This is a genomic window from Nocardia sp. NPDC050713 (assembly GCF_040654315.1).
GTDB lineage: Bacteria > Actinomycetota > Actinomycetes > Mycobacteriales > Mycobacteriaceae > Nocardia.
The window spans coordinates 16,756-43,699 of sequence record NZ_JBFAHS010000003.1; the positions used below are offsets into that span (position 1 = coordinate 16,756).

Consider the following 26,944-nt stretch of genomic DNA (forward strand, 5'->3'; position numbering starts at 1 on the left):
GTCGCTTGTTTTTTGCAACGGACTAGGATGGGGCGGTGGCCAAGGCTGACCTTTCCGAGATCGTCTGCTCGATCGCCCGCACGCTGGACGCGGTGGGGGAGCGGTGGACGCCGCTGATCTTGCGTGACCTGTTCGTCGGGATGACCCGCTTCGAGGACATCCGGCGCGATCTCGGCATCGCCTCGAACGTGCTCGCCGCCCGGCTGGACACGCTGCGGGCGCACGGCATCGTCGAATCGCGGGTCTACCAGACGAATCCGGTGCGGCGGGAGTATCTGCTCACCGCCAAGGGGCGCGAGCTGTACCCGGTGCTGGCGACGCTGATCGCCTGGGGAGACAAGTGGAGCGCGGGGCCCGAGGGGCCGCCGGTGGTCTCGGTCCACCGCCCGTGCGGGCGGCACACTTCGGGTGTTGTGGTGTGCGAGAAATGCGGGGAACCGCTCACCGCGGAGACGGTGCGATGGGAGCCGGGGCCCGGTGCGCGGCGGGGGCCGGGGACGATGCTGGTGGGCGATTTCATCGCGGCCGCAGAATGATTCACGCCAGGTAGGAACCGGTATCGCGGCATTGTGAGCGAAATTGCACTGGCGCGATCACCGGCTGTATGGCTAACCTGGACCAGTCTTGTCCCCGGCGATCGGAGCATGTGTTGATCTTCTCGAGGTAGCGCCTTCGGGCGGCCCGCATCTTGCGCGCCGCGTTTCCGTCGCAACCTCAGGGGCTCCGCATGACCTTTCTGTCTCTTTCCGATCTCACCTTTTCCTGGCCGGACGGCACTCCGGTGTTCGAAAGCCTCGGCGCGGTGTTCCCGGCCGGACACATCGGCCTCGTCGGCGTCAACGGCGCCGGGAAATCCACGTTGCTGCGCCTGATCGCCGGTGAGCTGACACCCGCGCGCGGATCGGTCACGGTGTCGGGACATCTCGGCTACCTGCGCCAGGATCTCGGGCTGGCCGACGGTCAGTGGGTCGACGCGGTGCTCGGCATCGATGCGGTGCGAAAAGCGCTGCACCGCATCGAATCCGGTGCGGGCGACGAGCGCGATTTCGAGACCGTCGGCGCCGCGTGGGATGTCGAGGAGCGCGCCGTCGCATTGCTCGGCAGGCTCGGGCTGCACTACGTCGCGGATTCGGCCGAGGGACTCGACCGCAGGCTCGACACCCTCTCCGGCGGTGAGACGGTGCTGCTAGGTCTGGTGGCCGAGCTGCTCGCCGAGCCCGATGTATTGCTGCTGGACGAGCCGACCAACAACCTGGATCACGTTGCGCGCGAACGCCTCTACGAGGTGATCGGGCAGTTCTCCGGCACGGTGCTCACGGTCAGCCACGATCGCGAACTGCTCGAGCGGATGGACGCCATCGCGGAGCTGCGGGCCGGCGAGTTGCGGCTGTTCGGCGGCAACTACGGCGACTACGAGCGCATCGTCGAGGCCGAACAGCAGGCGGCGCGGTCCGCGGTGCGCGAGGCGCGCAACGATGTGCGCAGGCAGGCGCAGGAACTGGCCGAGACGCGCGTCAAGCTCGACCGCAGACAGCGCTACGCCAAGAAACAGGCCGACAACATGCCGAAGATCCTCGCCGGGGCACGCAAACGGGCGGCGCAGGTGTCGGCGGGCAAGCTGCGCAACACCCACATCGAGCGGCTCGACACGGCCAAAGAACAGCTCCAGCAGGCGGAGGAACTCGTCCGCGACGACAAGGAGATTCGCATAGATCTGCCCGGCACCCGGCTCTACCCGGGGCAGGAGGTGCTCGCGCTGGACGAGGTGACGCTGGCCTGCGGGCCGACGGTCACGCTGCGAGTGTCGGGACCGGAGCGGATCGCGCTGACCGGACGCAACGGCATCGGCAAGTCGACGCTGCTGCGCCGGATCGCGGAAGCGCCGCCGAAGGTGCCGTGGCGGATGCTGCCGCAGCGGCTGGATCTGTTCGACGGGAGTCGTTCGGTGTTCGAGAACGTGTCCGCCGCCGCGCCGCACGCGACGCCGCTGCAAGTCCGGTCCCACTTGGCGCGCTTCCTGTTTCGCGGCGGCGACGCCGACGTCACCGCGGGCGCGCTGTCGGGAGGCGAGCGGCTGCGCGCCGCCCTCGCCATGCTGCTGCTCGCCGAACCCGCGCCGAAACTGCTGCTGCTCGACGAGCCGACCAACAACCTCGACCTGCCCAGCCTGCACCACCTCACCCAGGCGCTGGCCGGATTCGAGGGCGCGCTGATCGTGGTCAGCCACGACCCGCGCTTCCTCGACGACATCGGGGTCACCCGGCGGCTCGAACTCACCGGGGACGGGCTGGTCGACGCCGAGAGGGTCGTGGAGGAAGACGTGCCGGAAGAGGAGCCGACGGCCTGACATGCGCGCCTTTGCGCCGTACGGCAAGACGAGGTGTCTCAGCCGGGCGGCGGCCGATAGCGAGCGCCGTGAACAGTAGTGGTGACGAGCGCTTCATCGGAGCCCGGCTCCGATCCGCCGGTCGTAGGATCGGGGAATGGTGGGCGAGCGGCGGGCGCGGTGGCTCGGTGTGGAGTACGCGGAGACTTCCGCGCATCACCGCGCGGTGGACGAGTGGTTTCTCACGCGGATTCGGCCCGAGCCGGAGGACACCGTTGTCGATCTCGGATGCGGTAGCGGGGAGTTCACCGCCGTGCTGGCGGAGTCGGTGCCGCGTGGGCGGGTGATCGGAGTGGACGAGGATCCGTCCATGCTCGCGGCCGCGGACCGGTATTCGGCGCCGAACCTGGAGTTCGTGCGTGCCGCCGCCACCGAGTTCGATCGGCAGCTCGAGCCGGGCGTCGCGGATCTGGTGGTGAGCCGGTCCATGCTGCACTGGCTCGCGGTCGCGGACTATCCCGCGGTCTTCGGCGCGGTGTATCGGACGCTGCGACCGGGCGGCTGGTTCCACTCGGAATCCGGCGGCGCGGGGAATATGTCGGGCCTGATGGCGCTGCTCGAGCGCATCGCGGTCGCCAACGGGCTGCGACCGCCCAGGCCGTTCCCGGACGCCGGGACCGTGTTCGACATGCTGCGCACCACCGGATTCGACATCCCGGCCGACGGCGTCCGCACGGTCGCCCAGCTACGCCCGTTCACCCGCGCCCAGCTCGCCGACATGTTGCGCACGACCGCGTCGATATCCCTCACCCGGCAGGCCGACGCCGCCGACGCGCACCGCCTGGTCGACGAGCTCGTCGCCGCCACCGACGAACTGCTCCGCCCGGACGGCACCTACGACCAGACCTTCGTCCGCCTCGAGATCCTGGTCCGCCGCCCCTCGGATTGACTCGCCTCCCACCATTCGTCTACCGGCGCGAGAAATGGTTTCGCCGGAGAGAAATGGCGGCTCCGGGCCCCGCCATTTCTCTTCCGAATTTCGTTGGCGTTCAGCTCACCACACCGAGGCAGAGCTTGAACGAGGGCGTGCCGCCCATCAGGTACGCGCCCGCGGACTGGAGGATGCGGTCCTGGGCGACGATGTGCTGGCACATGGTGTTGGTGTCGCGCAGCCAGCGGTCCAGCGGGGACGGCCGGTAGATGGCCGCCGTCTGACGCAGGTCGTAGAGGCGGCCGACGATGGTGCGGGCGGTGCGGAACGCGTGCAGGCGAGAGAGAGGCAGCGCGGTGCGTTCGGTCGGGGTGAGTTCGTCGAGTGTGCCGCCCGCCGCGAGGATCTCCCACTGGCGGCGCAGCGCCGCGTAGACGCCGGAGCGTGCGGCGTGCAGTTCGGCCTCGCATTCGGCGATGGTCACCTGGACGCGGTAGTCGTCGGACTTGGCGGCCGATTCGGTGCGCGCGTAGTCCAACGCGGCCCGCGCCACGCCCAACGGTACGGCGGGCATATTGCGCATGTGCACCTCGGGCTGGCCGAGCGGGCCGAAACCGTGGCGCACGGAAGCGAATTCGAGCGTGTGCTCGGCGGGCACGAACACCTCGGCGATGCGGTAGTCGCAGCTGCCGCTGCCCGCGAGGCCCGTGGTGTGCCAGGTGTCGACGACCTCCACCTGCGCGCGCGGCACCATGAACAGCCGCGAATCCGGTGCGCCCGACGCGTCGCGCTCGGGTTCGCCGTCGCGCACGACGAACGCGCCGGACACCACCCAGTCGGCGTGCGTGATGCCGCTGCCGAACTGCCAGCGTCCGCTGAGCCGGAACCCGCCGGGGACGCGCTCGGCGCGGCCGGTCGGGAACAGCAGGCCCGCGGTCACCATGTCCAAGCTCGGGAACATCTCCTTGGCGACCGGCTCGTCGAGGAACCTGGCGTAGAGGCCGGTGTCGGAGCCGATCATGGCGCACCAGCCGACCGAGGCGTCACCGTAGGCGAGCGCCTCGACCACCTCGGTCTGCTCGATCGAGGTGAGTTCGGGCCCGCCCCAGTCGCGGGCGAACGCCATGCGGAAGACGCCCGCGTCGCGCAGCAGCTCGACGATGTCGGCGGGCAGGCGGCGCGCGGCCTCGATCTCCTCGGCGCGTTCGCGCAACCGGGGCGCCAGCGCCTGGGCGCGGGCCAGAATCTCGGCGCCCGCGCCGAGCGAGGTGGTGGGTGGTTCGTCGACGAGGGTCATCCCTGGGTCTCCTTGCTGGGTGCGGTGATCGCCTGGGGGAAGCGGAAGAAGCCGTCCGGGTCGTACCGATGCTTCACCCGGGCCAGGCGGGCGTGGTTGGGTCCGTAGTAGGCGGACAGGTCGGTGAGGGCGGGGTCGGTGAAATTGACGTAGGCGGCGTCGGTGGCGTATCCGCCCAGCTCCGCGTAGAGGCCGTCGAGCCATTCGAGGTTGCACCACACCGTGCGCGCCGGGTCGGTCGTGCTCCACGAGGTGTCCATGGAGACGAGGAACAGGGTGTCGCGGTGCGGGAAAGCGGTGTCGCCGACGGGGATTCGGTTGATCGCGCCACCCCAGGTGAACAGCGCGACGCCCGCGCCGTCGGGGTTGGCGCTGCCCGGCCAGCGATCGATGGCATCGACGAGGACGTCGATCCCGGCCTCGGTCAACGGTTTCGGCGTGCACCGGGTGCGCACCGCGAACGGGTCGCCGGACGTCTCGTGGTGCAGGAAGTCCTTGGCCTGCCAGTAGTCTCGGTCGGCGATGTCGACCCGGCGCGGTGTCGCGGTCGCGAGCGCGGGGGCGAGCAGCTCCAGCAATTCCGTTGCGGGACCGAGGTGCTGGCCGATCACCGACACGACGCCGGGATCGTCGCCCGCGCGGCTCGCGCCGATGCGCGCCGCGAACTTGTCGGGCGCGGCGGCCATGATCTCCTGCATGACCGCGAGCACCCGCCGGGCGTCGCGCCACTCCCACAGCAGCAGGCAGGTCGAGCTGGGCACGGTGTCGCGGGCCTGGAACGTGAACGACGTGTTCACCCCGAGGTTTCCGCCGCCGCCACCGCGACAGGCCCAGAACAGGTCCGCGTTCTCGCGGGCGTCGCAGCGCAGCGTGCTGCCGTCGGCGAGCACGATCTCGGTCGCCACCAACGCGTCCGCGGTGAGCCCGAACGCGCGTGACACCGCGGCCACGCCACCACCGAGCACCAGGCCGCCGATACCGACCTGATTCGAATTGCCCAGCGGCACCGCGAGATCGTGCTCTTGCAGCGCGGCGTACACCGCGCCGTTGGTCGCGCCGCCGCCCACGGTGATCAGACCGCTCGCCGGATCGACCCGCACCGCGCCGAGGCCGCGCAGGTCGAGCACCAGCCCGGTGCCGACGGAATGGCCCGCGTAGCTGTGCCCGCCGCCGCGCGCCACCAGCGGCACGTCTTCCTCGCGCGCCCAGCGGATGGCGCGCGCGACATCGGTGGCGTCGCGGACCGACAGCACCGCGCTCGGCCGAATGTCGGCGTAGCGCTTGTTGAACGGGACGCTGACCGCTTCGAAGCCGTCGTCGCCGGGGTAGCGCACCGTCCCGGCGTCGAGGCGGTCCAGGCTCGCGATCATCGGCCGACCTCGGCTGAAGTCGCGTGGCCGTACCCGGCGGCGGATGAGAGGTCGGGCGTACCGCGCCCGATCGCCGCCCACCGCCGGTCGGCTCCGGTGCCGGGCAATGGCACCTGCCGCGGGCCGACACCGTGAAGATCCTCGGGCTGAATCGAATTCGTCCGGCGCTGCGCATCGTGGCATGTCGACTCCGGCATGGCCGGAGCCCAAGCGCGGTCGATTGCGCTGCCGGGCCTGGCGACTCGCCCACCCAGGTCGAGCTCCCTTGGTTCTGCCGCGCCGGACGGGGATCGCCCGGTCGATGCCGGGCTCGCGTCGGTCTCGTTGCCGGACAATGTCGCTACCCGACCCGAGTCGACTCCGGCGGACCCGTCCCACGATCGCACGCCGAACCGGCGCAGCAGCCGGTTCATCGGATCTCCTCCAGAAAGGAGATCCCGCTGCTTGCGTTGGGCCCGTAGCGTTCCCACTCTTCGCGCAGCCGCAGCGGTCCGCCGTCGGAGGGCTCCGGTTCCGAACGGGTGAAGCCCGAGACGATGTCGCCGCCGTGCAGCACCATGGTGTAGGCCAGGTGCAGCACCCCGTCGGCGTCGCACAGACCGTTGAGCGCTCCGCGGCGCACCTTGCCGCCCGCGAAGGACGCCCACACCAGATCGCCGCGCTGGTAGTAGCGCGCGACGACCCCGTCGTCGCTGTCCGGGTTGCGGAACCGGCGGCCGTCGTAGTTGATCATTTGTCGGCGTCCAGGAGTCCGGCGGGCAGGGTGAACGCGGCGCCGGGCGCGAGCGGCTCCAGCGGATCGCCGACCAGCTCTACCGAAGCACTTGCCGCCTTGAGCAATTCGGCGCAGCGCGGCGCGTCGGCGGCTTCGCACACGACGAACGAGTGGCGGGCGATGTAGCCGCCGGGCGGCAGCCGCAGCTCCGCGCCGGGCTCCACCATCGCGGCGGCGGTGACCAGACCGGGGGCGTGCTCGGGCACCGTCACCGAGCGCACGAGCGTGTCGTGTTCGGGGTAGCCGAAGCGGATGCCCGCGGCGGCCTTGCGGGTGGGACTGGTCGAGGGGCGGTGCCCGGTGGCGACGTCGACGAGCACCTCGCCGGGGTCGATACCGGTGGCGATCTTGCCCAGGAACGGGATCAGATCGCCACCGAGGCGGCCGTTGACCTCGATGATCAGCGGCCCACGCGCGGTCAGCCGCACCTCGGTGTGCGTGATGCCGTTCTCCACCCCGAGTTCGCGGTGCGCGGCGGCGAGCGTGCCGATCAGTGCCTCGTCGTCCAGCAGCGGGTCGGCCGCGTCGACCAGATGACCCAGCTCCTCGAAGTAGGGCTCCAACCCGGTTCGCTTGCGCGCCAAGAACATCGGCAGGTACTCGCCCTTGTAGACCGCGGCGTCGACGCTGATCTCCGGGCCGACCGCGAACTCCTCGACGATGGCGGTGCCGCGGAACGGTTCGTCGCCGATGGCGCTCGCGCCGGTGGCGGTGGCGAAGGCGGCGTCAAGTTCGGTGCGGTCGGCGGCCAGCACCACGCCCATGCTCGCGCCGAGCGCCTGCGGCTTCACCACCACCGGGTAGCCGATGCGGTCGGCTGCCGCCCGCGCCTGCTCGAGCGTGCCGGTGAGCTCGAAACGAGGTTGCACCAGCCCGGCGTTGGTGAGCACCGCGCGGGTCCGGTTCTTGTCGCGGCAGCCGCGCACGCCGGTGGCGGTCAGGCCGGGCACGCCGAACTCGTCGGCCAGGTCGGCGGCGGGCTGGACCAGCGGCTCGTCCCAGCACAGCACGCCGACCACCCGCCTGCGGGCGGCCACCGCGCGCGCCTCGGCGGCCAGCAGGGCGTGGTCGAAGACGTTGGCGACCACGATCTCGTCGAAATAGGCGTGCTGCCATGTGGGTTCGATGTTGTTGAGCAGCACCAGATCCAGGCCGCGGGAGCGCGCCCGCGCCGCGACCGAGCGCACCAGGTATTCCCGGTACAGGCGCAGTCCACTGCCGATCACCAGCAGCACGTCGTTGGTGGGGGTCATGATGGTTCCTTCCGCATCAGGCGGCCGGTCGGGCGGCCGCGAGTTCGACGAGGTGGTCGGCGACCAGCGGTGCGGTGCGGAACCCGTCGCCGCCGGTGGCGGCGCGGGCCAAGACCGCGGGTCCCGGCCGGGCGAGTGTGGCGCCGCCGGTCGCGGCGTCGACGGTGTAGTGGCACTGTTTGACCGCGGCGATGCGGTACCGGTGCGCGTCGGGGAGCACGTGCTCCACGTAGTCGCTTGCCGCATACAGACTTTCGGCATCCGTGCCGACGTCGTCCACGGTGCGGCAGAGCCGGGAGGAGCTGAGCTTGAGCAGGGTGCCCGCCCCCGGCGGCATGAGCCAGCCGGTGCCGTCCGCGCCGATTCGCCCGGCGCTGGGCGCCTGCTCCCACCACGCGGCCAGATCGGCGGGCGGGCGCAGGTAGACGGTGGTCTGCCGGTGCAGCACGGTCGGCACGTCGACGAGTTCGCCCGTCCACGCCCCGGTCGCCAGCAGTACAAGATCACCGCTGAGTCGCGCGCCGTCGCGCAACCGGAGCCTGGCGGCGTCGGTGTCCACCTCGACCACCTGCCGCCAGGGCAGCAGCGTGACCGCGGGCTGCGCGCGCAACCAGCGCGCGGCGGCGTGCAGCACCCGTTCGGCGAGCAGCACGCCAGCGTCGGCCTCCAGTAGTCCGTAGTGACCCGAAGGAAACACGATGTGTGGCAACGACTTCGGCTCGACGACACGCACCGGCAACCCGCTGCGGCGAGCCTCCGCCACGGCGAAGTCGATCGACGCGGCGGACCAGCCGGTGACCACTCCGATACGCCGGTAGAAGGGGCCACCGAGCAGTGCTTGCAGCCGCAGCCAGCGCCGGTGCAGTTCCGCGGCGGCCGCGGTCGCGCCCGGGTCGCCAGGGCTCAGCGCCCGCACCGCACGGTGATGATCGAACGAGCTCGACGCCGGGTTCGGGATCGGGCCTCGATCCACCACCGTGACCCGGTGCCCGGCCCGCGCGCAGCGCACGGCCGCGATCAGGCCGGTGACACCGGCGCCCGCGATGACGACGTCGGTCATGTCAGCCCCGCACCGGATGCAGTCGGGGCAGCCGGACCGGTTCGATCACGGTGCGCCGCGCCACTTCTCGCAAACCGGTTCCCGGCAGCATGTCCGAACCCGCCAGCGCCGCCTCGGCCAGATCGAGGAGCAACGGCGCGGCACAGCGCACCAGCACGTCCACTTGATGGCAGAAGTCCCCGCCATCGGTGACCGGCACGCGATCCAGCCGGGCCAGCTGCTGGGTCAGCGTCTCGGCGATCCGGTGCAGGCTGAAGCCGGGCAGCTCGTAGGCGACCTCGAACCGCTCGACCATGCGCAGCGCATCGGACCTGCCCCGATCCGAGATCGGCAGCGCACCGCGCCACACCCAGTCGTCGGCTTTGGCGGCCACCCGATTCCACGGCTCCACCAGCCGGGTCTTGCTCAGCGCGACCAGTTCGTCGTGGCTGAAGCTGGTGCGCTGGAATTCCGGGCTGTTGCAGGCGAGGTGGAAGCGGATCAGGTCGCGCGGCGCCCGCGCCGCCAGGTCGCGGCCCCACACCAGGTGTCCGCGGCTGGTGGAGAACTTCTCGTGGCGCAGCTCGTAGAACTCGTTGGTGAGGAACAGTTTCGGTAGCGCGTAGTCGCCGAGGGCGAGCAGCATCGCCAGCCCCGAGATCCCGAACGGATGGATGTTGTCGATGCCGAGGAAGTACACGACCTGCGCCGCGGCCTCGGGACGCCACAGCGCGTCCTCCGAGTTCGGCTCCATGCCGCGGTTCTCGGCCGCGAGCATCGAGCAGTACATCGTCCAGGCGACCGGCTCGGCGTTCGGATTGACCACCTGCCCGGGCAGCTCCGGCGCCGGGATGCCCCAGGAGATCGGGTAGGTCACCGGGAAGTCCGGCAGCGGACGGTCCAGCAGCTCGGCGACCACCTGCGCCGCGTGCGGGCGCAGCAGCCCCGCGGCCTCGGCGAAGTGGGCGCGCAGCCGCTCGCGGTAGTCCTCCAAGGGGAGGACGAGCACCTCGACCTCGCGGATCTCCAACCGCTCCTGTGGGTTTCGCGTCGAGCGCGGATCCAGCAGTTCGCCCGCGGTCACCGCGTGCCCGCAGTTCTCGCACAAACCGGCGCAGCTGTCGGCGAGGCAGACCGGGCAGCCGCCCGCGACGTGCCCGTCCACTAGGTACTCACCGGTGCTCGGCGCGTACGGGAACGGCATCTGCCGCAGCCGCAGCGCGCCTTTGGCACGCAGCTCGGTGACGACCCTGGCGACATAGGAGGTGAAGCGCCGCTCCCATCCGGTGAAGGCGTCGACGGCGATGCCGAGCGCCGCCAGCGTCGCCTCGACCTCCTTGGCCGAGCGCTCGACCAGCGCCTGCGGCTCGAGGCCGAGGCGGTGCGCGGTGGTGGTGACATAGGTGGAGGTGTCCTGCACGCCGGTGCCGAACAGCACCTGCCCGCCCGTCGCGCGGGCGTAGCGGGTGTAGACGTCGGCGGCGAGGAAGGGACCCGCGATATGGCCGAGGTGCAGGTCGCCGTTGGCGGTCGGCGCCGGGGAGATGACGACGGTGGGGCCGTTCACGATGTCACCGGATCTTCCCGCGGCACAAGGTTGCTCGACTCGCGTGATGGCTCCGTCGTATGCCTGCGCACGAATTCGGCCGACATGTCGGTGTCCCACCAGATCGCGTACCACTCGAAATCGGCGTCGCCGACGTTGCGCACGTGATGGGTGGTGCCGGGAATCAGGTGGGCGAGGTCGCCCGCCACGAATTCGCGCCGCTCGCCGTCCACTTCGAGGACGGCGCGACCGGTCATCGCGATGAACAGTTCGTACTCGTGGTGGGCGTGCGCGGTGGAGACATCGCCGGGACGCAGCACGCACCACGCGCCCTCGAAGGGCGCGTTGAGCGGGGGCCAGGGCAGCAGCCGCTCGGAGGCGACGCCGTAGGCCTCGGTCAGGCCGTCCCGGTTCAGGCTGCGGATCTCGATCATGCCGTGCGGCTTTCCGGGAAGGCGCCCGCGGTGACGTGGCGGCGGTCGAGGATGTCGTCGACGATGTCCTGCGAGCGGTGCGCGAGCACGCTGATCAGGGTGTCGGAGATGCCGTGCGTCTGTTCGTTGACGCCCTGCAGATACACCGCGCCCCAAGCGGATTCGCCGAGATCGAGGCGGTAGCGGCGGCTCACCGAGACCTCGGCCAGCCCGAGTTCGTCCGCGAGATCACGAACCAGCGTGGGCATCGTCTGCTCGTACCCGGTGCCGAGCAGCACCACGTCGCAGCGCAGCGGCTCGACCTTGCCGTTCTTGCGGTCGCGCAGCTCGAGCACCACCTCGTCGCCGTCCATCCTGGCGCCGGCCACGTCGGTCATCGAGCGGACCGTCGAGCGCTCCCGGCCGAGCATGCGCTGCTGGTAGAGCATGGCGTAGAGCTCGTCGAGGAAGGGTGGGGCCAGGCCCGCGTAGTTGGTCAGGTGCACCTCGTCGAGGATGCGGCCGCGCACGTCGGCCTCGGAGTGGTAGAACTCGTCGACGAAGGACGGGAAGAACAGCTCGTTGACGAACTTGCTCGTCTGGTAGTTCTGCAGGCCGATGGACCGCATGACGATGGTCGGCGCGCTCTGCGGCAGATCGGTGTGCAGCGCCATGAACATCTCCGCGGCGCTCTGCGCGCCGCCGATCACGACCGGGCGGATCGGCCGGTCGGTCGGCAGCTGCGCGACCCGGGTGCAGTACTGGGTGCTGTGAATCACCCGGTCCTCGGGCAGGTTTCGGAAGACCTCGGGGATGTGCGCGTCGCGGCCGGTGCCGATGACCAGGTCCCGGCAGTCGACGGTGTCGCCGTCGGCGAGGGTGACGGTCCAGCCGACGAGCCTGCCGTCGCTGGTGCGCCGCGGCGCGATCGCGGTGACGCGGGCGTCGTAGCGCACTGCGACATGCTCCAGCGAATGCGCGACCCACTGCTGGTATTCCGACAGCTCCCAGCGGTAGGGGTTGAAGGTGGACAGGTTGACGAACTCGTCCAGGCGCCTGCGCTCGTACAGGAAGTTCAAGAAGGAGAACCGGCTGCGCGGATTGCGCAGGGTCACCAGGTCTTTGAGGAACGACACTTGGCTGCGCGCCCACGGGAGCAACAGGTTGCGCTGCCATTTCACGTCGGGGTGCTGTTCGAGCAGCATGGTCCGCTGGGCCAGCCGCGGGGCGTCGGATTCCTCGAGCGCGACAGCCAGCGCGAGGTTGGCGGGTCCGGCGCCGATGGCCAGGACGTCGACTTCGTGATCGCTCACATTATCCACCTGAGTCTCGATGGTTATCAGTTGCTCCGATCCAGTGAATGCGCTGCGCGAGTTGACCGAAACCCGCGCGCCGATCCGCACGACAACCTGTCGACAGCGGGGCCGTTCGGCCGGTCTGTCGCGCCTGACAGTCGATTGAAGGTTTCTGCGGCACAGCACTGCCGATCAATTTCGCGCTCTGCTGAGCTGGCCAGATGAGCACCTCGACCAGATCACTAGCGCTGCGCGTCGCCGCGGGGATCACCGCCGTCGCGTCCGCCGCGTTGCTCACCGTCGCCTGCGGCGGCGATCCCACCGCGAACTCTTCGGATCGAGACATTCTGAGCTACAACGGGACCGAGCCGGAGAACCCGCTGATCCCGGGCGACGCCACCGAACGCGACAGCGTCAAGATCGTGAACGCGCTGTTCACCGGGCTCGTCGAATACGACACCGCCACCGCCGAGCCCCGCAACGCGGTGGCCGAATCCATCGTCACCGCCGATTCGCGCGTCTACACCGTCACCCTCGCCCCGGGCTGGACCTTCCACGACGGAACACCGGTCACCGCCCAGAGTTTCGTGGACGCCTGGAACTACACCGCATTCGGTCCGAACGAACTACAGGGCGCCACGTACCTGTCGCACATCCAGGGTTACGAGGCGCTGCGAGATGGTTCGGCGACCCGGCTCTCGGGTCTGCGGATCCTCGACGATCGCCGGTTCGAGGTCACCCTCTCGGCCCCGTTCTCGGCGTTCCCGACCCAGCTCGGCTACGCGGCGTTCTTCCCGCTGCCGAGCAGCTTCTTCGCCGACCGAGCCGGGTTCGAGGCCGAACCGGTCGGCAACGGCCCCTTCCGTTTCGTCTCGCACACCCCGGGCGAGAACATCGTCGTGCACCGGTACGAGGCCTACGGCGGCACGCGCAAGCCGCACATCGAGGGCGTGGAGTTCCGGTTCTACAAGGCGCTCGAGGACGCTTACGCCGACGTGGTGGCGAACGAGCTGGACTATCTCGACTTCGTCCCCGCCGACGCGCTGGCGGGCGGCCGGTACAAGTCCGAGTTGTCCGGGCGGAACCTGTCGCACACCTACCTCGGCGTGCAGTCCGTGTCCTTCCCGCTCTACGATCCCAGGTACGCGGATCCGCGCTTGCGGCAGGCCATTTCGATGGCGATCGACCGGAAATTCGTGGTGGACACCGCCTTCGACGGCGACAAGCTCCTGGCCGACGGACTGGTGCCGTCCACGGTGCCGGGGTACGTAGCCGGGCAATGCGGGGAACTGTGCGAGTACCGCCCCGAACGGGCGCGCGAGTTGTTCGAATCGACTGGCTTTCAAGGGCCGATCGAGCTGACCTCCAACGACGACTCGGCCAACCAGGTGTGGATGGACTCGGCCTGCGCGACGATCAGCGGGGCACTCGGTCGCGAATGCCGGTACGCGCCCGTGCCGACATTCGGCGAATTCCGGACGCTGATCAACGACCGCCGCATGTCGACGATCTTCCGCTCCGGCTGGGTCGCCGACTACCCGTCCATCGAGAACTTTCTCAACCCCATCTTCCGCACCGGCGCCGCGGTGAACGGCACCGGCTACTCCAGCCCGGCGGTCGACGCCCTGCTCGCCGGCGCGGACGCCGCACCCGCCGAACGCGAGGGCTGGGTGCTGTACCAGCGGGCCGAGCGGCAGATCCTCCAGGACATGCCCGCGATCCCACTGTGGTTCCAGAAGGTTCAGTCCGGCTGGTCGAACCGGACCAGGGACGTCGCCGTCTCGCAGCTGCTGCAACTGGATCTGTTCGCGGTGCGGGTGGACTGAGCGGAAACTACGAAGGCGGTGGCGTTTCGAACGCCACCGCCTTTTCGTATGTGCCGGAGGGTGGCTAGTCCAGCGACGTCACCGACCCGCTGCTGTGCAGGCGGGTCGGCGTGATGACCATGGCCGCGGAGAACATCGTGGCGAACTCCGCCGGTGTGCCGAACATCGCGCCGATGCGTTCGGCGTACTTCGCCGCGTATCGCGGCTCCCGGTCCGCGGGCGGCTGGTCGGGGGCGAGTTCGGCGGTGCCTTCCAGGCGGACGATGTCGCGGCCGATGTCGGTGACGTCGAGGCCGAGGCTCACGTGCGGGTTGGCCGCCACATTGCGCAACTTCTGCTTGCCGGGTTGGCTGTAGACGAGGACCGTTTCGTCCTCGCGCAGCAGGAACCACACCGGCACGCTGTCCGGCCTGCCGTCCGGGCGGACCGTGGTCAGCCACGCGATGAGATTGCTGCGCAGCCTGTCTTCGACGTACGCGCCGCGGCCGGCGGGAAGATGGGATGTCAGGTTCATGGGTGCCTTCATATCGTACGAAAGTGCCTGTTCGGCAAGGGGTGTCGTGCGATCTGCGGGTAAGTGGCCAATCGAGCGACGGCGCGTCGGCGCGGTGACGCGAGAACCGCGCGGTCGCAGGGAAACTCGCGGTGAACGCGAAACATCCGCCGATCGTGTACTCGATCGGCGGATGCCTCCGCGGAACGCGCCTCGTGGCGCCGGTGTGCGGCGTTCACGCTCCGGTGCCGGATTTGACGGTGGACACCGCGGTGCCCGTCGCCGCGTCGGTGTCGGCTTCGTCGGATACCTCCATGTCCGTTGGCACGTCGGGCTTTTCGCTCACCTCGGACTCGCTCGTATCCGCCTTGTCCTCCCGCATCCCGGCGTAGGCGCACCAGGCCGCGACGAGCCCCAGCACGCCGCACAGCGGCCAGATCCCGGAACCCAGGCCATCCCAGGCCAGCACGCCCAGCGTGGGGCCCAGCGCCATGCCGAGGCCGAAGGTGGCCTGGTGGGTGCCGATGTAGCGCGCCTTCACCGCCGAAGGGAAGGTCGACGGGTAGGCGAACATGGTGGGGCCGTTGATCATCACGCCCAAAACGAACACCACGGTGGCCAGCAGGATCGGCGCGGCGCCGTGCTCGGCGAAGGAGTATCCGGCGACGCCGAGCCCCATGATCGCGGTGCCCACCGCGCCGACCAGCGGCGCCCGCAGATGCTCGACGTAGGAGGTGATCTTCAGCTCGCACAGGATCAGCACCACCGATGCCGTGACGAGCACCGCGCTGTACAGGCCCGTGGAGTGACCGTCGGCGGTGATGTTCAGCGGCAGCGCGACGGTGTACTGCACGTAGATGATCGAGCCGATCAGCACCGAAGCCAGGAACAGCTGGTAGCGCCGGTCACGCAGGATCACGCCGTAGCCAGTGCGCCGCTCGGCCGCCGGTTCCGGCGCGTCCTGCACCGCCGTCACCTTGGGCAGGAGCAGCAGCGCCAGCACCGCGTAGGTGAAGGCGGACGCGGCGTCCAGCCACAGCAGCAGGTTCCAGTCGATCAGGATCACCGCCGCGGCGATCAGCGGCGCCAGCGCCGCGCCCCCGTTCAGGGCGATGCGCATCATCGAAAAACCCATCACCCGATGCTCTTCCGGCATCAAGTCGCCGAGCATCAGCGCTGCGGCGGGCCGGTAGGACTGGGTGACCAGGCCCGCCGCGCCCACCGCCGCGAGCAACACCGCGAACATGCCCGGCGTCGCCAGCAGCGGGATGAACGCGAGCAGGACCGAAGATCCGGTCATCGCGGCGATGATGGTCGAGCGCGGGCCGAGCCGGTGGGTCAGCTCGCCGCCGAGCATGGTCCCGAACACCGCGCCCGCGCTGTAGGCGGTGAGCGCGAGACCGGCCTGGCCGATGCTGAATTCGCGATGCGTCAGGTAGAGCACCAGGAAGGTCTGCACGAAGGCGCCGAGCTGGTTCACCAGCACGCCGACGAGCAGGTAGACGACCGGGCGCGGGGTCTGGCGCAGCGCGGCGAAAACACCGGTGCGAGAATCGGTTCTGATTGCGTTCATGGTGAGTCCTTGATCGCCGGGATCGGGATGTGGTCGGCGTTCGGGAGGCTTGGCGCGGCAGCGCTGGGATGTCTCGGCGTGGCTACGCTTCGACGTCCCGGACGGCGCTTCGACAGTTCAGCGCAGCAGCGCTTCGACCGCGCCGAAGTCCAGTGCGTCCGCGAGTTCGGAGTAGGTGCCGGTGTCGAGGAGTTCGCGGGCGGCGGCAGCGGCCCGTGCGTAGGCGGCTTGGGCCAGCGCCGGTCCGAGGCTGATCCGGCGCACGCCCGCGGCGGCCAGTTCCGGCACGCTCGGCGCGCCCGGCCCGGTCATCACGTTCAGCGGAATCGGCGACTTGCCCACCAGATCGGTGAGCGTCGCCAGGTCGAGCAGGCCGGGGACGAAGAGGCTGTCCGCGCCCGCCTCGGCGTAGTCCACCGCCCTGGCCAGCACCTCGTCGAAGCGTTCCTCGGGCGCGCCGATTCCGAACAGGTAGACGTCGGTGCGCGCGTTGATCACCAGTTCGGGCAGGCCCGCCTCGGTAGCCGCCGCGCGTGCGGCCCGCAACCGGTCGCCCTGCGCCGCGCGGTCGAACAGCGGCCCGCCCGGCGCGGTGGAGTCCTCCACGTTGACGCCGACCGCGCCGACGCCGACGACGGCGGTGACGGTGGCCGCGACGTCCGCCGGCGCGGGACCGTAGCCGCCCTCCACGTCGGCGGTGACCGGCACGTCGACGGCCGCGACGATCCGCGCTACCTGGGCGACGGCCTCCTCGCGCGTCATCCGCTGACCGTCGGTACGGCCGAGCGCCCAGGCCACGGCCGCGCTGGTGGTGGCGATCACCTGGGCGCCTGCCTGCGCGATCACCGCGGCGCTGATCGGGTCCCATGCGTTGGGCAGCACGAATGTGCCCGCCGCGTGCAGGTTTCGAAACGCGTTGGCCCGGCTCTGCTGGATCTCGTCCGCCACGTCGGCTCCTCCTGAGTCGTTGTCCTGATCTGGTCGAACTCGACGAACCTAACCCCGGAACCGGCCGTATCGGCGCTGTCGGGGACCACCGCGGACAAACGAACGTCAAAGCCGGACAACATGTTCGGCTCAGCGCCCGAAACCGCCGTCGAAACCGATGGCCGCGCGTAGTGGGTCGGCGTCCAGGTCGTCGGCGCCGCGGCGCAGCGCGAACCGGTCCGCCTCCTGTGCGACGACCTGTCCGATCAACGGCGACATCACATAGCGCTCGGGCTCCGAGACCCGGTGCAGCAGACCGCCGTCGATGAGACTGTCCATCGCGTACTCGGCCGATTCGATCGAGATGTGCAGGGTGCGCGCCAGCGTCGCGGGTGTCACCTCGTCGGCCCCGCCCGCCAGCATGTGCAGCACGTGCTTGGCCAACGGCGGACGCGACAGGTAGGCGGGCAGCACCGCGTCGGCCAGGCTCACATCGCCGATCCGCAGCCAGTTCGACACGTTCACCCCCTCGGCGAGGCGCGCGGCGATCTCCGACAGGCGCCGCCCCGGCTGCGCGGCGATCTTGCGACCCGCGATGGTGAGGGCCAGGGGCAGGTGTCCGCAGAACTGAGCGATGCTGCTCGCCGCGGCCGGTTCGGCCCCGACTCGGTCGCCGCCGATGAGCAGCCGCAGCAGGTCGACCGCCTCGGCGCGGGGGAGCGGGCCGAGGGTGACGCGGCGCACCCCGTCCAGGCCGAGCAGCCGCGAGCGGCTGGTCACCACGATCTGGCTGTTGAGCGAGCGCGCCAGCAGCGGGCGCACCTGCGGTTCGTCGCGGACATTGTCGAGCAGCACGATGACCCGGCGCTCGGCGAGCATCGAGCGGTAGAGCCCGATCCGGTGCATGTCGTCGGCGGGTACCTGATCGGGCGGTACGCCCAGCGCGCGCAGGAAACCGGCCATCACTTCCAGCGGCGCGCCGTCGTCGCCGCGGATGGCGGCCATGTCGGCGAACAGCTGCCCGTCGGGGAACTGTTCGGCGAGCCGGTGCGCGAACCGCAGCGCGAACGCGGTCTTGCCGACGCCGACCGGGCCGCGCACCACCACCGGGACCCGCGAGTCGGCGATGCCCGCCGTCGCCGCGCGCGTGCCGTCGAATTCGGCGACCCGGCCGACGAAATCGTCCGGTCCGATGGGCAGCTGGACCGGGCGCGGCGGTCCCGCGTCGGCTGTCTCGTCCACCACGATCGGCAGCGGCTCGGTAGGCGCACCGTCTCCGCGCGCCTCGCGCCAGCGGCGCTCCCACTCCCCGGGGTCGCCGCCGCAGGCGCGGACGAAAGCCAGCGCCACCGGCAGCGTCGGCAGCCGGTGGCCGCCCGCGGCGTCCGACAGGACGGAAGGGGAGTAGAGGGCTACGCTGGCCAGCTGCCGGTAGGACGGATTGCCCGCCGTGGCCCGCAACTTGCGCAGATCGCCCGCGAACGCGGCAATCGGGCCCGACCGGATGTCGATCGGCTTCTCTCGTCTCCCCATCGGTGCTCCACTCCCTGAAATGCGTTGCGGCACACTTGCCCTGCGCCGCAGCCTGGCAGCCGACGACCCTGTCGGCTCCCCCCATGACGCGCACCGCCTAGCGAGCACCGGCCTCGGCGGCTTGCCCCTGATTCAGACCGCACTTCCGGGGAGCTCCGCACCGCGCGTCCGGCGAGTCCGAATTTCCCGTTCCGCGATCGTCCATCCGGAGGGTGAACGGCCAGCGTCGCTATGGCATGCGATAGGCGACGTGCCGCCTAAGCCTGAATCGCGGTGCGTGCCTTGGGTATTAACAACCGGATGGGCGTCCGTTCGGCCAGCTCCCTTGACCGATCAAGTTTTAGTCAATTACACTAAAACTACGGACACGAGAGGAGCGGCGACATGGGATACGGACACTGGGACGACACCGCTTACCGGGCGGCCAAGACCTACCGCGCCAGCCGGGGGATCGACGACTTCGGCTACACCGCCGAGATGCGGTCGCAGCCGTACGCGAGCTGGCGGGCGCATCCGTCACTCGACCCGCTCGGGGTCGACGCGCGCGAATGCCGGGACTCCGCCGAACACGGGAACTCGCTGCCGATCGCGGTGTTGTTCGACGTGACCGGTTCGATGGGGCAGGTGCCGATCATCATGCAGGACAAACTCGGCAAGCTGCACGGACTGCTCCAGCGCAAGAAGTACGCCGACGATCCGCAGATTTTGTTCGGCGCGGTCGGCGACGCCGACACCGACCGGGCGCCGCTGCAGATCGGTCAGTTCGAATCCGACAACCGGATGGACGAGCAGCTGCGCAACATCCTGCTTGAGGGTGGCGGTGGCGGGCAGAAGTCCGAAAGCTACGAGCTGGCGGCCTATTTCATGGCCACCCACGTCGTCACCGACGCGTGGGAGAAGCGGCGCAAGCGCGGGTACTTGTTCCTCATCGGTGACGAGCTGAACAAGCCGAGGCTGGCCTCGCGGCACATCCGGGCCGTGATCGGTGATCACGTGCGCAGCGATATCGCGGTCGACTCGATCTACCGCGAGCTGGCCGAGAAGTGGCACGTGCACTACATCCTGCCGAATCAGTCCAGCTACTACGACGACCCCGAGATCGCGGAGCACTGGCGCGGGCTGCTCGGCCAGAACTTCCTGAAGCTCGACGATCCGGCCGCGGTGTGCGAACTCATCGCGCTCACCATCGGGCTGGCGGAGGGACGGGTCGATGTCGACACGGGTCTGGCGGATCTGCGCGACGTCGGGTCGGCGGCGGAGGTGGATTCGGTCGGCAAGGCGCTCGGTGCACAGCCGCGTCCGGCCATGCGGGCGCTACCCGGCGGGTCGCGCTGAGCGGGCGGCGCCGCACCGTCGCGGGGTCGGTGCGGCGCGCTTGCGTTCGTGAAAGGGAAAGCGGGACAGCATGAGCGGATCGCATCTGATCGTCGTAGACCTCGGCTTCGGTGACGCGGGGAAGGGGGCGACGGTGGACTGGCTGTGCTCGCCAGAGGCGGGCCTGGACGTGTCCGCCGTCGTGCGCTTCAACGGCGGCGCGCAGGCCGCGCACAATGTGATCGCCGATGGGCGGCACCACACGTTCGCGCAGTTCGGGTCCGGCACCTTCTCCGGCGTGCCGACCCTGCTCTCCGAACACATGCTCGTCGAACCGATCGCGCTGGCGGGGGAGGCGCGGCGGCTGGAGGCGCTGGGCGTCCGGGATCCGTTGGCGCTGTTGCGCATCGACGGGCGCGCGCTCCTGACCACGCCGATCCACATCGCCGCCAACCGTGCGCGCGAGGACGCCCGCGGTGCGGCGCGGCACGGGTCCTGCGGCCGGGGAGTCGGTGAAACCGCCTGGTACGCACTCGAACACGACGCGCCGACGGTCGCCGACTGCCGGAACCCCGCGGTATTGCGCGGCAAACTGCGCGCGTTGGCCGCGCACTACAGTCCGTTGATCGCGGGAAGCGCGCACCGCTACGAGCCGATCGACGACCTCGTCGACATGTACCGAGAATTCGCGGCCACGGTGCGGATCGTGGACGGGCGGTACCTGGCGGGCGTGGCCCGGCGCGGCCGCCTCGTCTTCGAGGGTGCGCAGGGTGTGCTGCTCGACGAGTGGCGCGGACTGCACCCGCACACCACCTGGTCCACGGTCGAGCCGCGCAACGCGCGCGCCATGCTCGCGGCCATCGGCCATTCGGGGTATACGGTCGGCGTCACGCGCACCTACCAGACCAGGCACGGCGCGGGCCCCCTGCCGACGGAGGACCCGCGGCTCGCGATTCCCGAGCCGCACAACGGATTCGGCGAGTACCAGGGCGCGTTCCGGCTCGGTCATGTCGACGCGGTGCTGCTGCGCTACGCCGTCGCGGCGTGCGGCGGCGTCGACGGGCTCGTGGTCAACCACCTGGACGCCGTGGAAACCCGCTGGGCCGCAACGGGTTACCGAACCGGCGTGGGAACCGTGCTGGAGCTGCCGCTCGGTCCGTGGCGCGACCTCGAACACCAGCGGCGGCTCACCGAGCTGCTCGCCACCGCCGAGCCGATACTCACCGAGCTGCCCGAGGATCGGCTGTCCTGGTTCGAGCGGACGCTCGGCGCGCCAGTCGTGCTGAGCGCGGACGGTCCGACCCGGGCCGACCGCACCGGGTGGCGGACGGAGGTCGCCGCCTGAACGGCGCGGCCGGGCCGGGCGCGCGCGGGGCGGCCGGAGGAGGGCAGGATGGTTCGGCGTGGAGCAATCCGTTGTGTCGGTCGACGTGGTGACGCTCCGGTTCTGGCCCGAGGACGCCGGGGTCACGATCGGAATCGCGCCGCGCGGCCACGAACCGTTCACCGGCGAACTCGCGCTGCCCGGCGTGCTGCTCGGCCGCGGTGAGCGCCTCGTCGCGGCCGCGCGCCGCGCGGTGCACACCAAACTCGGCGTCCCCGAGGCCGCGATCGGCGCGGTCGGCCAGCTCGTCACCTTCGACGAACCGCACCGCGATCCGCGCGGCCCGACCCTGTCCATCGCCATGTGGGCGGTGGTCGCCCCGCACCAAGGCCCGGCCCAGTGGGTCTCCTTCGACGCGACGCCGACCCTGGCGTTCGACCACAACCGCATCGTCGAGGACTCCCGCGCCGTGCTGGCCCGGCTGCTCTGGAAAGACACCGGGTTCACCCGCGCGATCCTCGGCGCCGAATTCCCCGCCACCAGAGCCGTCGAACTCAGCACCTCGCTGCTCGGCTTGCGCCCCGACCCGGCCAACCTCAACCGCACCCTGGCCGCCCTTCCCGGCCTCGAACGCACCACCGAACGCCGCCGCACCAAACCCACCGGTCGCCCCGCCGCCGTCTGGGCCTTCACCTCGGACGAACCCGCCACGGCCGAATAACCTTGCGCCCCACAGGGTTGTCTGCCGTACGGTAGCGAGGTGGGGACTCCGTGCGGCATCTGCGCGCGAAACACCGGGGCGAAGGGCCGCTGGTCGGGCCGGTCCTCTTCGCCGACGAGTTGGTCGTGGTCACCCACCGGCCGCTGAGCAAGGGCCGCTTGCCCGGTTACCTGTTCGTGGAGACTCGACGCCACACCGCGGGCGTCGCCGACCTGAGCGACGACGAGAGCAGGGCCGTCGGCTGGGCGGTGGCCCGCGCCGCGCGGGCGCTGCGTCGCGAGCTGGCGCCGGAGCACGTCTTCTCCGCGATCACCGGCCGTACCTGGGCGCATTTCCACCAGCACGTCTTCGCCAGACCGACAGGGACGCCGGACGAGATTCCCTGGTTCGGCGTGGACGAGTGGGCGGGCGCCCCGATCCTGGACGATGCCGGTCTCGATCAACTCTGCCTACGACTTTCGGCGCACTTCGAGGCTGCCTGAGCAACAGCCCGGAGGGATCCAGCGGCGGGGCCGTGAGCACGGCGACGCCGAACAGGCGGATCGCGGCGCCGGCGTAGTCCCAGCGGCCGGGAGCGAGCGATCAGCGTGGTCGGGACCCGACGGTCGTGTGGCGTTCGGCCGGAGTTCAGGGAGGCGACCGGCACCGAGTCGGTCGATGAAAGCTCGATGAACAGACCCGGGAAGGGCTGGTGGGAGCAGGGCTCGGGCCGTCATCGTCACGGTATGCGAAGACGGTCGCTGTTGCGGGCCACGGCCGTCATGGCGGCCGCCCTGGTCCCTGGCGCGGTCATCGCCACCGCCGCCCCCGGTCGCACCAGAGTTCTCGTCATCGGACTCGACGGCGCGATGTACGCCAAGATCCGCGAGGCCCGCGCGCCGAACCTGCTGGGGCTGGTCGCCGCTGGCACCCTCTCCCAAATCTCGCTCGTGCCGCACATCAGCCTGTCCGGCCCGTCCTGGGCGACCGCCCTCACCGGCGTATGGGACCGCAAACACGGCGTCACCCACAACGACTTCGACGCCGTCCCCTTCGCCCGGTACCCGACGGTGTTCACCCTGCTGGAGCGCGCGGGACGCCGCACGGCCGCCGTCGCGACGTGGTCGAAGATCGCGACCATCGCGGGCAGCGGAGCGCCGCACGCGAGCCGGATCCACGTCACCGCGCCGGTGCCGGACGACCCGGACGAGGCGAAGACCGACGCCGCCACCGCCGACGCGGCGATCGCCGCGCTCACCGGCGACGCCCCCGACTTCCTTTTCGTCCACCTCGACCAGGTCGACTTCGCCGGTCACCGGCACGGCGCGGCGTCCAAGGCCTACCTGGACGCGACCACCCGGGTGGACCGCGAGGTCGGTCGGATCGTCGCGGCCGTGGACGCGCGCCACGACGAGCGCTGGACCGTGCTGGTCACCACCGACCACGGCCACCTCCCGAGGGGCGGCCACGGCGGACAGACGCGCGACGAGACCGCCACCTTCGTCATCGCACGCGGACCCGGCTTCGCCCCCGGCGTGACCGACGCGCACTACGCCCTCGTCGACATCACCCCCACCGCCCTCGATCTGCTCGATGTTCCCGTCCCGCGCGGCCTGGACGGCGGTTCCATGCTCGCCCGTCCCGCCGACGCCCGCGAGTGGGTGCGGTCCGCTTCGCGCCCCGGTGAGTGCGGTCCGCTTCGCGCCCCGGTGAAGAGGGCGGTCCGCTTCGCGCCCCGGTGAGGGGTGCGGTCCGTTCCGCGCCCCAATAATTGGGCGGTCCGCTTCGCGCCCCGGGTGAAGGGTGCGGTCCGCTTCGCGCCCCGATGATGGAGGCGATTCGCTTCGCGCTTCGGTGAGGGGTGCGGTCCGCTCCGCGCCCCGATAATTGGGCGGTCCGCTTCGCGCCCCGGGTGAAGGGTGCGGTTCGCTTCGTGCCTCGGTGAGGGGTGCGGTCCGCTTCGCGCTCGGTGGGGGCGATCCGCTTCGCGCCCCCGATGATTGGGGCGGTCCAGCTTCGCGCTGGTGGGTGCGGTCCGCTTCGCGCCCCGAAGATTGGGGCCGGTCCGCTCCGCGCCCGCGTGACGGTGGCAAATCCGTTCTGCCTCGGAGGATTTCGGTTCGGACGAATCCTCCGCCGGGCTCCCGGCATCGCCTCGAGAAGTCCGGTCGGGGGGCCGGAAAACGGACAGGCTTCCGTCCCGGCAGCTGCGGATCCGACGGTGGGCCTGGCCGGGGACTAAAGTTGTGGTCTGGGCGGTTGCAGCGGTCGGATAGGGTGGTCCGACCGCGGCGTGGAGAGGTGGTGGCATGACTCAGCATCTGGGCGAGGCGAATGTCGAGCAATCGGCGGCATCTGCCCCGCAGTCGAACGGTGCGGCGGCCGCCTCCGCGCCTCCGCAGCCCGCCCGGCCGACGCCCAACGATGTGCCCCAGCGGCAGCCCGATCGGGCCCAGCGACCGTCCGGAACGACGCAGCGTCCGGCCGAACCGCCCCAGCGCCAGCCGAGCGCGGCCGCCGTCCCCACCTCCGCCTCACGGCGAGTGCGTGCGCGGCTGGCCCGCCGGATGACCGGCCAGCGCGGTATCGCCGCCGTCAAGCCGGTGCTCGAGCCGCTCGCCACGGTGCACCGCGAGCTGTACCCGAAGGCGAACCTGACTCTGTTGCAGCGGGCCTTCGACGTCGCCGACGAACGCCACGCGCACCAGTTCCGCAAGTCGGGCGATCCGTACATCACCCACCCGCTCGCCGTCGCCAACATCCTCGCCGAGCTCGGCATGGACACCACCACGCTGGTCGCGGCCCTGCTGCACGACACCGTGGAGGACACCGGCTACTCGCTCGAGCAGCTGACCGCCGACTTCGGCGCCGAGGTCGCGCACCTGGTGGACGGCGTCACCAAACTGGACAAGGTCAATCTCGGCGCGGCCGCCGAGGCCGAGACGATCCGCAAGATGATCATCGCCATGGCGCGTGACCCGCGCGTGCTGGTGATCAAGGTGGCCGACCGCCTGCACAACATGCGCACCATGCGCTTCCTGCCGCCGGAGAAGCAGGCGAAGAAGGCCAAGGAGACGCTCGAGGTCATCGCGCCGCTGGCCCACCGCCTCGGCATGGCGACCGTGAAGTGGGAGCTGGAGGACCTCGCGTTCGCGATCCTGCACCCCAAGAAGTACGACGAGATCGTGCGCCTCGTCGCCGACCGCGCGCCCTCGCGCGACACCTACCTGGCGAAGGTGCGCGCGGAGATCGTCAACACGCTGGCCGCCTCGCGCATCAACGCGATCGTCGAGGGCAGGCCCAAGCACTACTGGTCGATCTACCAGAAGATGATCGTCAAGGGTAAGGACTTCGACGACATCCACGACCTGGTCGGCATCCGCATCCTGTGCGACGAGGTCCGCGACTGCTACGCCGCGGTCGGCGTGGTGCACTCGCTGTGGCAGCCGATGGCGGGCCGGTTCAAGGACTACATCGCCCAGCCGCGCTACGGCGTCTACCAGTCGCTGCACACCACCGTGGTCGGCCCGGACGGCAAGCCGCTGGAGGTGCAGATCCGCACCCAGGACATGCACCGCACAGCGGAATTCGGCATCGCCGCGCACTGGCGCTACAAGGAGACCCGAGGCAAGCACTCCGGTGACGCCGCCGAAGTCGACGACATGGCCTGGATGCGCCAGCTGCTCGACTGGCAGCGCGAGGCCGCCGACCCGGCGGAGTTCCTGGAGTCGCTGCGCTTCGACCTGAAGTCGCCCGAGATCTTCGTGTTCACCCCGAAGGGCGACGTGATCACGTTGCCGCAGAAGTCGACTCCGGTCGACTTCGCCTACGCGGTGCACACCGAAGTCGGCCACCGCTGCATCGGCGCGCGCGTCAACGGACGTCTCGTCGCGCTGGAACGTCAGCTCGAAAACGGCGAAGTGGTCGAGGTTTTCACCTCCAAGGCGCAGAACGCCGGTCCCAGCAGGGACTGGCAGAACTTCGTGGTCTCGCCGCGCGCCAAGGCCAAGATCCGGCAGTGGTTCGCCAAGGAACGCCGCGAGGAGGCGCTGGAGAGCGGCAAGGAGCAGATCTCCAAGGAGGTCCGCCGCGTCGGACTGCCGCTGCAGCGGCTGATGAGCGTCGACGCGATGACCGCGGTCGCGCACGAGTTGCACTACACCGACATCTCCACCCTCTACACCGCGGTCGGCGAGCACCAGGTCTCCGCGCACCACGTGGTGCAGCGGCTCATGGCCCAGCTCGGCGGCATCGGCGACGTGGAGAACGAGCTCGCCGAGCGCTCGACGCCGTCCACCACGCCGAGCCGTCAGCGCGTCACCGGCGACGCGGGCGTGCTGATCCCCGGCGCGCCGGGCACCGTGGCCAAGCTGGCCAAGTGCTGCACCCCGGTGCCGGGCGACGAGATCATGGGCTTCGTGACGCGCGGCGGCGCGGTGAGCGTGCACCGGACCGACTGCACCAACGCCGGTTCGCTGCGCGAGCAGGCCGAGCGGATCATCGACGTCGAGTGGGCGCCCTCGCCCTCGTCGGTCTTCCTGGTCGCCATCCAGATCGAGGCGCTGGACCGCACCCGCTTGCTGTCGGATGTCACCAAGGTGCTCGCCGACGAGAAGGTCAACATCCTGTCCGCCTCGGTGGCCACGCACGGCGACCGGGTGGCGATCAGCAAGTTCACCTTCGAGATGGGCGATCCGAAGCACCTGGGCCACTTGCTGAACGTGGTGCGCAACGTGGAGGGCGTCTACGACGTCTACCGCGTGACCTCGGCCGCCTGAGCCAACGCCCATTCGCCGACCGCGACGATTCCGCGCGCGTCAGGGTCGCCAGGCCGCCACATGCTCGTCGCCGGGCCGCGCGGCGATCCCGTGGGCGCGTCAGGGGCGTGAGGGGCGTGAGGACGCCATATGCTCGTCGCCGGGCCGCGCGGCCATCCGGTGGGCGCCTCAGGGGCGTGAGGGGCGTGAGGACGCCGCATCCTCGTCGCTGGACCGCGCGGCGATCCCGTG

The 26,944-nt window shown here is 70.4% G+C and carries 22 protein-coding genes; 10 read left to right on the plus strand and 12 right to left on the minus strand.

Features of this window, described 5'->3' with window-relative positions; translation table 11 throughout:
- The first annotated feature begins 35 nt into the window (after positions 1 to 35).
- From AB0H49_RS06605 to AB0H49_RS06615, 3 genes are all read left to right on the plus strand, one after another.
- The gene (locus tag AB0H49_RS06605) at positions 36 to 536 is read left to right on the plus strand and encodes a helix-turn-helix domain-containing protein (RefSeq protein WP_357248031.1); all 501 of its coding nucleotides are present in this window, start codon (positions 36 to 38) and stop codon (positions 534 to 536) included.
- Positions 537 to 727: 191 nt separating this feature from the next.
- Complete coding sequence (locus AB0H49_RS06610; protein ID WP_357248034.1) at positions 728 to 2,347, plus strand: ATP-binding cassette domain-containing protein; 1,620 nt, start codon at positions 728 to 730, stop codon at positions 2,345 to 2,347.
- 136 nt (positions 2,348 to 2,483) lie between these two features.
- Positions 2,484 to 3,275 (plus strand): methyltransferase domain-containing protein, encoded by a 792-nt coding sequence (locus AB0H49_RS06615; protein ID WP_357248037.1) that lies wholly within the window; start codon positions 2,484 to 2,486, stop codon positions 3,273 to 3,275.
- A 100-nt stretch (positions 3,276 to 3,375) separates the two neighbouring features.
- Here AB0H49_RS06615 and AB0H49_RS06620 read toward each other — a convergent pair whose 3' ends face one another.
- The 8 genes from AB0H49_RS06620 to AB0H49_RS06655 form a co-directional block, all read right to left on the minus strand.
- A complete protein-coding gene (locus AB0H49_RS06620) occupies positions 3,376 to 4,554 on the minus strand; it encodes an acyl-CoA dehydrogenase family protein (RefSeq protein WP_357248040.1) in 1,179 nt (392 codons plus the stop codon).
- The gene (locus tag AB0H49_RS06625; protein WP_357248043.1) at positions 4,551 to 5,924 is read right to left on the minus strand and encodes an FAD-binding oxidoreductase; all 1,374 of its coding nucleotides are present in this window, start codon (positions 5,922 to 5,924) and stop codon (positions 4,551 to 4,553) included. Before AB0H49_RS06625 ends, AB0H49_RS06620 begins: the two co-directional genes overlap by 4 nt.
- Positions 5,925 to 6,333: 409 nt before the next feature.
- The gene (locus AB0H49_RS06630) at positions 6,334 to 6,657 is read right to left on the minus strand and encodes a hypothetical protein (protein ID WP_357248046.1); all 324 of its coding nucleotides are present in this window, start codon (positions 6,655 to 6,657) and stop codon (positions 6,334 to 6,336) included.
- Positions 6,654 to 7,952, minus strand: a complete 1,299-nt coding sequence (locus tag AB0H49_RS06635; RefSeq protein ID WP_354999670.1) for an ATP-grasp domain-containing protein — start codon at positions 7,950 to 7,952, stop codon at positions 6,654 to 6,656. The genes AB0H49_RS06630 and AB0H49_RS06635 overlap by 4 nt, the downstream gene beginning before the upstream one ends.
- Positions 7,953 to 7,968: 16 nt before the next feature.
- Positions 7,969 to 9,012, minus strand: coding sequence for an FAD-binding oxidoreductase (locus AB0H49_RS06640; protein ID WP_357248049.1), 1,044 nt, complete (start codon positions 9,010 to 9,012; stop codon positions 7,969 to 7,971).
- 1 nt (position 9,013) lies between these two features.
- Positions 9,014 to 10,558 (minus strand): class I tRNA ligase family protein, encoded by a 1,545-nt coding sequence (locus AB0H49_RS06645; RefSeq protein ID WP_357248052.1) that lies wholly within the window; start codon positions 10,556 to 10,558, stop codon positions 9,014 to 9,016.
- On the minus strand, positions 10,555 to 10,971 hold the full coding sequence (locus AB0H49_RS06650; RefSeq protein WP_357248055.1) for a cupin domain-containing protein: 417 nt from the start codon (positions 10,969 to 10,971) through the stop codon (positions 10,555 to 10,557). Before AB0H49_RS06650 ends, AB0H49_RS06645 begins: the two co-directional genes overlap by 4 nt.
- Entirely contained in the window at positions 10,968 to 12,263 is a 1,296-nt protein-coding gene (locus tag AB0H49_RS06655; protein ID WP_357248058.1) for a SidA/IucD/PvdA family monooxygenase, read from the minus strand. The genes AB0H49_RS06650 and AB0H49_RS06655 overlap by 4 nt, the downstream gene beginning before the upstream one ends.
- Positions 12,264 to 12,466: 203 nt before the next feature.
- On the opposite strand from AB0H49_RS06655, the gene AB0H49_RS06660 reads away from it, so the two are divergent.
- Positions 12,467 to 14,071 (plus strand): ABC transporter substrate-binding protein, encoded by a 1,605-nt coding sequence (locus AB0H49_RS06660; protein WP_357248061.1) that lies wholly within the window; start codon positions 12,467 to 12,469, stop codon positions 14,069 to 14,071.
- Positions 14,072 to 14,135: 64 nt separating this feature from the next.
- On the opposite strand, the gene AB0H49_RS06665 is transcribed toward AB0H49_RS06660, so the two are convergent.
- The 4 genes from AB0H49_RS06665 to AB0H49_RS06680 form a co-directional block, all read right to left on the minus strand.
- Positions 14,136 to 14,585, minus strand: a complete 450-nt coding sequence (locus tag AB0H49_RS06665) for a TIGR03667 family PPOX class F420-dependent oxidoreductase (protein ID WP_354999677.1) — start codon at positions 14,583 to 14,585, stop codon at positions 14,136 to 14,138.
- Between the two features lie 214 nt (positions 14,586 to 14,799).
- On the minus strand, positions 14,800 to 16,137 hold the full coding sequence (locus AB0H49_RS06670) for an MFS transporter (protein WP_357248064.1): 1,338 nt from the start codon (positions 16,135 to 16,137) through the stop codon (positions 14,800 to 14,802).
- Between the two features lie 117 nt (positions 16,138 to 16,254).
- Positions 16,255 to 17,085: an isocitrate lyase/phosphoenolpyruvate mutase family protein gene (locus tag AB0H49_RS06675; RefSeq protein WP_354999679.1), complete on the minus strand. Its 831-nt coding sequence runs from the start codon at positions 17,083 to 17,085 to the stop codon at positions 16,255 to 16,257.
- A 129-nt stretch (positions 17,086 to 17,214) separates the two neighbouring features.
- The gene (locus tag AB0H49_RS06680; RefSeq protein WP_357248067.1) at positions 17,215 to 18,597 is read right to left on the minus strand and encodes an NB-ARC domain-containing protein; all 1,383 of its coding nucleotides are present in this window, start codon (positions 18,595 to 18,597) and stop codon (positions 17,215 to 17,217) included.
- A gap of 384 nt (positions 18,598 to 18,981) precedes the next feature.
- Between AB0H49_RS06680 and AB0H49_RS06685 the strand changes: the two genes are divergently transcribed.
- From AB0H49_RS06685 to AB0H49_RS06710, 6 genes are all read left to right on the plus strand, one after another.
- A complete protein-coding gene (locus tag AB0H49_RS06685) occupies positions 18,982 to 19,932 on the plus strand; it encodes a hypothetical protein (RefSeq protein ID WP_357248070.1) in 951 nt (316 codons plus the stop codon).
- Between the two features lie 70 nt (positions 19,933 to 20,002).
- Complete coding sequence (locus AB0H49_RS06690; RefSeq protein ID WP_357248073.1) at positions 20,003 to 21,256, plus strand: adenylosuccinate synthetase; 1,254 nt, start codon at positions 20,003 to 20,005, stop codon at positions 21,254 to 21,256.
- A 58-nt stretch (positions 21,257 to 21,314) separates the two neighbouring features.
- Positions 21,315 to 21,956: an NUDIX hydrolase gene (locus AB0H49_RS06695; RefSeq protein ID WP_357248076.1), complete on the plus strand. Its 642-nt coding sequence runs from the start codon at positions 21,315 to 21,317 to the stop codon at positions 21,954 to 21,956.
- Between the two features lie 50 nt (positions 21,957 to 22,006).
- Positions 22,007 to 22,438, plus strand: coding sequence for a hypothetical protein (locus tag AB0H49_RS06700; RefSeq protein ID WP_357248079.1), 432 nt, complete (start codon positions 22,007 to 22,009; stop codon positions 22,436 to 22,438).
- Between the two features lie 243 nt (positions 22,439 to 22,681).
- Entirely contained in the window at positions 22,682 to 23,677 is a 996-nt protein-coding gene (locus AB0H49_RS06705) for an alkaline phosphatase family protein (RefSeq protein WP_357248082.1), read from the plus strand.
- A 567-nt stretch (positions 23,678 to 24,244) separates the two neighbouring features.
- On the plus strand, positions 24,245 to 26,713 hold the full coding sequence (locus AB0H49_RS06710) for a RelA/SpoT family protein (RefSeq protein WP_354999686.1): 2,469 nt from the start codon (positions 24,245 to 24,247) through the stop codon (positions 26,711 to 26,713).
- The last annotated feature ends 231 nt before the right edge of the window (positions 26,714 to 26,944 follow it).

Excerpts from the sequence above, each read along its gene's own strand:
- AB0H49_RS06610 (WP_357248034.1), top strand. The coding sequence starts at position 728 with ATGACCTTTCTGTCTCTTTCCGATCTCACCTTTTCCTGGCCGGACGGC.
- AB0H49_RS06615 (WP_357248037.1), top strand. The coding sequence starts at position 2,484 with ATGGTGGGCGAGCGGCGGGCGCGGTGGCTCGGTGTGGAGTACGCGGAG.
- AB0H49_RS06620 (WP_357248040.1), bottom strand. The coding sequence starts at position 4,554 with ATGACCCTCGTCGACGAACCACCCACCACCTCGCTCGGCGCGGGCGCC.
- AB0H49_RS06625 (WP_357248043.1), bottom strand. The coding sequence starts at position 5,924 with ATGATCGCGAGCCTGGACCGCCTCGACGCCGGGACGGTGCGCTACCCC.
- AB0H49_RS06630 (WP_357248046.1), bottom strand. The coding sequence starts at position 6,657 with ATGATCAACTACGACGGCCGCCGGTTCCGCAACCCGGACAGCGACGAC.
- AB0H49_RS06635 (WP_354999670.1), bottom strand. The coding sequence starts at position 7,952 with ATGACCCCCACCAACGACGTGCTGCTGGTGATCGGCAGTGGACTGCGC.
- AB0H49_RS06640 (WP_357248049.1), bottom strand. The coding sequence starts at position 9,012 with ATGACCGACGTCGTCATCGCGGGCGCCGGTGTCACCGGCCTGATCGCG.
- AB0H49_RS06650 (WP_357248055.1), bottom strand. The coding sequence starts at position 10,971 with ATGATCGAGATCCGCAGCCTGAACCGGGACGGCCTGACCGAGGCCTAC.
- AB0H49_RS06660 (WP_357248061.1), top strand. The coding sequence starts at position 12,467 with ATGAGCACCTCGACCAGATCACTAGCGCTGCGCGTCGCCGCGGGGATC.
- AB0H49_RS06665 (WP_354999677.1), bottom strand. The coding sequence starts at position 14,585 with ATGAACCTGACATCCCATCTTCCCGCCGGCCGCGGCGCGTACGTCGAA.
- AB0H49_RS06670 (WP_357248064.1), bottom strand. The coding sequence starts at position 16,137 with ATGAACGCAATCAGAACCGATTCTCGCACCGGTGTTTTCGCCGCGCTG.
- AB0H49_RS06680 (WP_357248067.1), bottom strand. The coding sequence starts at position 18,597 with ATGGGGAGACGAGAGAAGCCGATCGACATCCGGTCGGGCCCGATTGCC.
- AB0H49_RS06685 (WP_357248070.1), top strand. The coding sequence starts at position 18,982 with ATGGGATACGGACACTGGGACGACACCGCTTACCGGGCGGCCAAGACC.
- AB0H49_RS06690 (WP_357248073.1), top strand. The coding sequence starts at position 20,003 with ATGAGCGGATCGCATCTGATCGTCGTAGACCTCGGCTTCGGTGACGCG.
- AB0H49_RS06705 (WP_357248082.1), top strand. The coding sequence starts at position 22,682 with ATGCGAAGACGGTCGCTGTTGCGGGCCACGGCCGTCATGGCGGCCGCC.
- AB0H49_RS06710 (WP_354999686.1), top strand. The coding sequence starts at position 24,245 with ATGACTCAGCATCTGGGCGAGGCGAATGTCGAGCAATCGGCGGCATCT.